The organism is Mongoliibacter sp. (genome assembly GCF_007692705.1).
In the GTDB taxonomy this organism is placed as follows: Bacteria; Bacteroidota; Bacteroidia; order Cytophagales; family Cyclobacteriaceae; genus Mongoliibacter.
On sequence record NZ_REBN01000200.1, the window covers coordinates 1 to 7,707 of the forward strand.

5 protein-coding genes are annotated in these 7,707 nt (G+C 38.8%); 2 read left to right on the forward strand and 3 right to left on the reverse strand.

Annotated features, from left to right (window positions below; all coding sequences use genetic code 11):
- Window positions 1–484 precede the first annotated feature (484 nt).
- Window positions 485–1,960, forward strand: a complete 1,476-nt coding sequence (locus tag EA341_RS13820) for a glycine--tRNA ligase (RefSeq protein WP_293015599.1) — start codon at window positions 485–487, stop codon at window positions 1,958–1,960.
- Window positions 1,961–2,030: 70 nt separating this feature from the next.
- On the opposite strand, the gene EA341_RS13825 is transcribed toward EA341_RS13820, so the two are convergent.
- A complete protein-coding gene (locus EA341_RS13825; protein ID WP_293015600.1) occupies window positions 2,031–2,876 on the reverse strand; it encodes a hypothetical protein in 846 nt (281 codons plus the stop codon).
- 886 nt (window positions 2,877–3,762) lie between these two features.
- Between EA341_RS13825 and EA341_RS13830 the strand changes: the two genes are divergently transcribed.
- The gene (locus EA341_RS13830) at window positions 3,763–5,196 is read left to right on the forward strand and encodes a S8 family serine peptidase (protein WP_293015601.1); all 1,434 of its coding nucleotides are present in this window, start codon (window positions 3,763–3,765) and stop codon (window positions 5,194–5,196) included.
- Window positions 5,197–5,278: 82 nt separating this feature from the next.
- On the opposite strand, the gene EA341_RS13835 is transcribed toward EA341_RS13830, so the two are convergent.
- Both EA341_RS13835 and EA341_RS13840 read right to left on the reverse strand, forming a co-directional pair.
- On the reverse strand, window positions 5,279–6,229 hold the full coding sequence (locus EA341_RS13835; protein ID WP_293015603.1) for a hypothetical protein: 951 nt from the start codon (window positions 6,227–6,229) through the stop codon (window positions 5,279–5,281).
- A gap of 363 nt (window positions 6,230–6,592) precedes the next feature.
- Window positions 6,593–7,707, reverse strand: a 1,115-nt coding sequence (locus EA341_RS13840) for a hypothetical protein (RefSeq protein WP_293015605.1), incomplete at its 5' end; no start/stop codon positions are given.

Below are 7,707 nucleotides of genomic sequence, written 5' to 3' on the forward strand. Positions count from 1 at the left end.
TTCACCTTGGAACAGAAGGTGGGAACAACGGCTTTTATTTAGGTGTTCCGCTGGGTGTATTGGTAAAGCCATTTGCAACCAAGAATTTTGGTTTTCTTATGGAAGCCAGTCCAATTTTCCCCAATGAAAGGAGAAACTTCTTCAGGGCAGGAATAGGTCTAAAGTATACCTTTAGATAAAATGGTATATGCACCAATATACTATCTTGCCATAAGCCAAATTAAAGTAGATTTTTTAACTTACCGATATTCATTGATATTAGATATTGATGGGTATTTGGGCAAACCTTAAGTTTCTATTGAAATTTCTGCTTTACAGTTGCAAAGCCATATGGGCATAAGCTTTTATATAATATTGAAAGGCCTCAGTTTCGAAAGTTGCTGAGGCATTTTTTTTACATGGTTATTCACTTTAGCGGGATATCTCCTTTAGTTTTCGGGAATTCCACCTTGCTATTCAGTCATTTTATTTAATTTTGCGGGCTATGGCAAAAAATGAACAGACTGCGGAAAACGCACAATTGAAAGATATAATTGCACATGCCAAGGAGTATGGCTTTGTGTACCCTTCGTCGGAGATATATGATGGTTTACAGGCAGTGTATGATTACGGCGCTTATGGAGTAGAGCTGAAAAATAACCTGAAAAGGCTGTGGTGGGAAACCATGACCCGTCTGAACGATAATATAGTAGGTATTGATGCCTCGATTTTTATGCACCCCACCACCTGGAAGGCTTCAGGCCACGTGGATAGTTTCAACGATCCTTTAATTGACAATAAAGATTCCAAGAAAAGATATAGAGCAGATGTTCTGATAGAAGATAAAGCCGCTGTTTATGAAAAAGAAGGAGATAAGGATAGGGCACAGGAGCTGCTCAATGCCATGGCGAGATTGCTGGAAGCAGAAGATCTGGCTGGAGTCAGAGACTTAATCATCAATGAGGATATCAAGTGTCCTATTTCGGGGACTTCCAATTGGACTGAAGTAAGGCAGTTCAATTTGATGTTTTCTACCCAAGTCGGTTCTGTAGCGGAAGATTCCTCCACCATTTACCTTAGACCGGAAACTGCTCAAGGTATTTTTGTCAACTTCCTGAATGTGCAAAAAACCGCGAGAATGAAGGTTCCTTTCGGGATTGCCCAGATAGGGAAAGCCTTCAGAAATGAAATTGTGGCCCGACAGTTTATTTTCAGGATGCGTGAATTTGAACAGATGGAAATGCAATTCTTTGTGCGCCCTGGTTCTGAACTGGACTGGTATCAGCAATGGGCAGAAACAAGAATGAAGTGGCATAAAGCTTTGGGAATACCTGAAGCGAAGCTTAGAAGACATGACCATGAAAAGTTGGCCCATTATGCCAATGCGGCGATGGATATAGAATTTGAATTTCCATTTGGTTTTAAAGAAGTAGAAGGGATACATTCAAGAACTGATTTTGACTTGAAGAGCCATCAAGAATTCTCAAAGAAAAAGCAGCAGTATTTCGATCCAGAGATCAATCAGAATTACATTCCATATGTGATTGAAACTTCCATAGGTGCTGACAGACTTTTCTTGATGACATTATGTAATGCCTATGTAGATGAAGAAGTAGAAGGTAAGCAAAGGACATATTTGAAATTTCATCCTGCGATTGCCCCTGTGAAAGCTGCAATTTTGCCATTGACCAAAAAAGATGGTTTGCCTGAAAAAGCCAAAGAGGTGTTTGATACCTTGAAATATGATTTTAATATCATCTATGAAGAGGCGGCATCTATAGGAAAAAGGTACACCAGGCAAGATTTGATTGGAACGCCATTCTGTATTGCGGTAGATCATCAGACTTTGGAAGACAATACTGTGACTATTAGGCACAGGGATAGCACCGAACAGGAAAGGGTAGCCATTGCTGATTTACATGGCAGATTGGCTGAGGCTTGTAGCTTTAGAAGGGTGTTTGAGAGGGTAGAAAAAGAATAGTATATAGTAAAACTTTAATTAAAAAGGCTTCCCAAAAATGGGAAGCCTTTTTAATTAAATAATTTTTATATTAACAATCTATTGCTTCAGATATCCCATTAGTTACTTCTTCACCAGCAACTGTTGATTTAGCAGACCAAGAACCAATTCCTGCACCTCCTATATATTTAAGGGTTATGGTAACGGTTTCACATTCCTCTAGAGAACCTTCCCATCTGGTAACATTAGAAGGACCTCCAGCTGATGGATGATTAGGATTTAAAGTGAAATCAGCTGTAGCCTCGCTAAATATTATTTCAGTGGAAGCGGTTAAGCCTCCTTGGATTACATAATCTCCTGAATTTTCAGCAGTAAATATGACTGTAAGTGTTTTCTCCTCACTTGTACAATCCAACTCTGCAATAAAGTTATCTTCACAACCAAGGCATTCAATCACATTTAAAGTAAATGTGTTTGTAAATCCATTTATATTTTCACCACAAAAATTCCCACCTCCAAGCGGCTCTCTATTAAAAGTACCTCTAAATTGATAGTCCCCAATTTCTGTTGGTGTAAAGGTATAAGTCAATACGCCGTCCACAGGTTGACCCTCAGCTACTTTTGCTACCCAATCAATATCAGAAGGTCCTTTCATATCTATTCTAGCATTTCCACAATTGATACTGCCCTGTCCAATATCAAAGGTGACAATTACTTCTTCATTTAAACATTCGGTCGAAAATTCAAATGATCTAGAAAATATTCCATTGAGTCCGTTTTCAAGTGCATCCAGAGTGATACCTTCATTGACTTCCTCCTTAGAGAGATTTAAATCTCCATCCGTAAAACTTTCCATTTGACTGCAGGAAAAAAGCAGAAATGTGCTCAACAAGACCATTCCCATGGCTCGGAGCGAAAATAGGTTGACATTTTTCATAAGATTAAAATATTTTGGTTATTTGATTTTAGGAATAAAAATTTGAAAAACAAAATAATGTATTTATATAGTAAAAAAGTGAGTATGAAAATTAATAATCTAAATTTTATACCTTTTTTGGATAATCAATTGGTTATTGATTTTAATGATAATTAAATCATAATAAACATGAAATATTTTCTAAGCTTCTTAGACAAAAAAAATATAATATTTTTTTTGTCTAAGAAAACAGAATAATAATCTTCATGATTTAGGTTTAAGATCTGAATTGTTCAAATATTTGGCAGGAGGGTATCGCTTAAGGTTTTTGTTAAGAGGTTATAAAGTGCCATTCATCTTGCAACTATTTGCAGTTTAATCCAATCAAGAATCAGGGCCTTATTTTATATTATAAAAAACGAATTACAAAATAAATAATATGTTTTGTGAAAAAAATCAAAAATAAATATTGCTTCTAGAGTTGGTAATGTTCAATGCTATAGTAGCTATTTTTAATACTTTTATAAAAAACTGACAAATAAATTATAATTTTTTGCCTTTTCATTGATTTATTTCTATTCAATTTTAGTATTCACGTACTTTTGGTTTTTAAGGATTATTACTTCAATTTTGTTTAGAAATAACTGAATAAAAGCAGCTTATGGACTTGATGCTTACACCCAATTTACAACCAAATACCAAACTTAATCACCAAAAGTGTCTGGGTTGGTTGTGTCCATATGTCAAGTTAAAAGTCAAGCCAGAAAAAGATAAATCCACTGAAAAGCAAATGCTAAGAGCCACCTGTTAAGGTGGCTTTTTTTATGCCCAAATATCAAGTGCATTTATCTGGCTTACAAGTCGAAAAAACAGCAAATAAAAATTAACCACAAAAAAAGGAGGAAAGATGAAGCCCTTAGGAATGATGAAAGTGAAAGTTGGACGTTTATTGGCGGGGATTTTGGCAATTTTAGCCATTTCCTGTCAGCAAGATTTGGACTTTGTCCAAGAATCGGAATTTGAAAATGAAAGTGTTTACAATGCAGAATTTATTCCTGGGGAATATATTATAGAGCTGCAGCCTACTACGATCAATTTCAGGAGAGGAGGTTCTTATGAAGAAACTCAATCATTTATGCGAGAAGTTTCCATTGACTTATTAGCTGAATACAGGATCGGAGATGAAAATCTCAGGCATGTATTCGGTACGGCAGTAGATGGCTTTTCCGTTAAGTTGAGTGAAAGAGAGCTTGAAATGATGAGAAGGGATCCTAGGGTAAAGAATATACATCAGGATGAAGTCATTGCACACAACAGGGGTAATGGTAATGGAGGAGGCAATGGCGGCACCCGTGGTGGTCCTAAAAATCAGGAGCCATCTGAGCCTGAACCAGCGCCGGCACCAGAAGAGCCGGCTGATGAGCCGTCACCATCTGACCCTGAGGACCCAAATAATGGAACTCCGGAGGAGCCGGAATCCCCTGGCTCTGATGAGCCTAAGAATGAAGATCCAAAAGAAGAGCCTAAGGATGAATCGAAAGAGGAGGAGCCTTATTCAGGACCTTCCACTCAAGAAATTCCATGGGGTATCCAGAGAGTAGGCGGCTTTAAGAAATATGCAGGTAATAATGTTGCATTTGTGTTGGATACTGGAATTGAATTGGATCACCCTGATTTGAATGTGAATGTCCAGTTGGGTAGGAAGATTGTTCCTGATGATATCAGTACTACCTTATCCGATCTCCATAGCCATGGTACGCACGTGGCTGGCATTATTGGAGCCATTGACAATCATTTTGGTGTAGTTGGAGTGGCTGCAGGAGTAGCAGTTGTTCCTGTGAAAATTATGGGTGATGATGGTAGAGGAAGGGTTTCCTGGGCAATTGCAGGGGTGGATTATGTGGCCTCAGTGGGTAAACCTGGTGATGTAGCCAACTTAAGCATTGGTGCTTCAGCCAATACAACATTTGACAATGCCGTTATCAATGCTTCCAACAAAGGGATTTGGTTTGTGACTTCTGCAGGCAACAATGCAGCTGATGCCAATAATTATTCTCCTGCAAGAGCGAATGGTCCATTTATCCAAACAGTTTCTTCCATGGATAGCAGAGACGTGATGGCCAATTCTTCCAATTACGGGAATCCTCCAATTGATTGGGCAGCACCTGGTGTAGGTATCAGATCTACTGTATTGAAAGGTGGGTATGCAAATAAAAACGGGACTTCAATGGCTGCGCCACATGTGGCAGGGTTGAGATTACTTGGAAATATCAGAGCAGATGGGCATATCAAAAATGATAAGGACAATACCCCTGACCCCATCGCTCATAGAGCTGATTGAGAGTAGGTTTTGGTTAAGGTTGAATGCAAAAAAAGGGACGCCCGGTGGGTGCCCCTTTTTTGTTTTATATGATATTCAATTATTAATCCTCATTTTCCAGAAATACACAGCCAAAGGCATCCAAGTGAACTACATAGTATCTTGAGCCGTTTCCGTTGATTTCAAGTTCTGTTCCTGCATAAATTCTAGGTGAACCAGGCCCACCACCGCTTGCAGGTCTTGAAGCAGGTAGTGTGTTGTATCCAAGTACTTTTACAGCCTCGTCATCATCTTGTAGAGACCAGCTTCCAAGGTTTATTGTGATTTTGTCATTGACAACAGTTACGGTTCCGTCAGTCAATTTCTGACCTGCATAGATTGGGAATTCAGTTTTATCTGATTCAGTATCAATATAGAACCACCAAGCACTTCCTGCTCCAGCTACACCTGCATAAGCGGTTTGCTCTTTGCCTTCACATTCCTCGTCCAAATCGGTGTCATCGTCTTCGCATGGAACAAAATTCCAGCAGAATGTCAAATTGGAAACATCAGGAGTATTTTTGTTTTTACCCCCAACTTCAGGAGCTGCAATTCCAGAACCAGACGTAATGCCTGCTTCATATGTAAAAACATTGTGGTTTGCACCACCTTTTACGATAACTGACATTTCAAGACAGTAACCAGAAGGGATGGTTCCAACAAAATTCCATGTGACAAACTTGCCATCTACCAAACTTACTTCAAGTTCGGAAGGCCAAGGGTTTACAAATGCTCCGTCTTCGATATTGTTTCTTCCTGTGGAGCGTTCGAAATCACCAAGGTCAGAACAGCTTAAGTTTCCTCCATTAGCAGGACCTCTCAATACTTCCCATATAAAGGAAGTAACACCTGGCTGAACAGCCGACATATTGAAGCCGTTTTGGATTTGAGCGGCTTCGTTTGTTTCTAAGTTAGAAAATTCGTCGCTGTCAAATTGGCTGCAGCTGGATACGAATACTAGGAGTGCCAATGCCCACAATGTGGTAGACCATTTGGCTGATGTGTTGATTTTCATAAGATTTTAATTTGATGGGGTTGACTGTTATTGTTGACTAATAACACCACAAACATATATCAAAAAACAATTACTTGTATATGAAATGCAAAAAATATTATTTCAATAGAAATTCTGACTTTTTTATTTATTATGAATTTAAAGGTGTAAATATTGAATTTTGTTTTCTAATACCCATTGTTGATTTTAATCAACAATAAATATTATAATTCCTTCAAAAAGAATTTTTAAAAAAAGTTGAAATTTTTATTGGCTTTGGGTAGAATCTCAAATGAAAAAACCTAAAGTCTGATGCTATTTAGGATGAATTAATAAAAAAAGACCGCTTTTTGGAGCGGCCTTTTTTGATTTTTAAGATTAACATCAATCCACTTCACATTCTACTTCTCTTTCTTCCTCAACGTCCACATGGATGCCATAGAATTGAGCAGTATTTACTTCAAGAGTCACTGTATTTTCTGACTGTGGAACTGATCGCTTGTTAGCAAATTGTCCTAATCTTGGTTTATTCCACTGAGGTGTTCCAGAATAACCTTGGATTTTCACGTTATCGCTGACATTGGAGAATCTCCAGCCTTCTTCTAGGGTGATGGTTATTGTTACCTTACCACCTGCGGAAGCTGAAAGACTAACTTCTCCTGCCTTCAATGTTTGGCCTGCATATAGTGTAACAGTATTAGCCTCTCCGTTGTATGGTGTATATGTAAACCAGTTAGCTATGTTGGCATATTGAGATCCGTCAGCCCATGCAGTTTCTCCAAACCAATCAGTGCATGGATCTTCTTCTGTGCTGGTGTCATCACAATCTTCAAGAAGAAGAGTGATTGGAGTTCTGCTGCTGCTCACGCAGTTACCGTTATAGGCCTCAGCCCAAAGGGTTACGGAAGTGTCAAGAACTGTAACTATAGGGTTTGCTTCCTCGTATCCGTCTTCAGTAGTAAACCATTTCACTGGATCAGTTGAGGTGATATAATCATTTGCGTCTAGGGATTCTGTTTCACCTTCTTCATAGCATTCCTCGACCGAGTCAAACTCTACAGTCGGTGCATCAGGCCTAGTGGTAACAGTGTAGCAAATAGTTAGATTGCTTAAATCTGCCGAACCGCCAGACGCATTAATAGGAGAAGCCAGCCCGCTGTCACTTTCTAATCCACCGGCGTAAACATATACATTAGCATCGTTTGAGCCTTTTACGATGAAAGCTACATTCTCTAGGCATACATCTCCATCATCATTAGTAGGATCGAAAACCCATGAAATAGTTTTGTTGTCCGTCACTGTGACGACGAATGGCCCAAATCTATTATTATTAGGACCAAAAGGATAATCTCTTTTTTCTAAAGTAACACCAAAAGTCATGTTGAATGCTGATGCTACATCTGCGCAGGTTCTGTTGCCTCCTTCACTTCCTTGACCCGTTCCCGCAATAATATAAGGCATGATGCCGCCTGAAGAAGTAGGAGATGAAGCTTCACCCG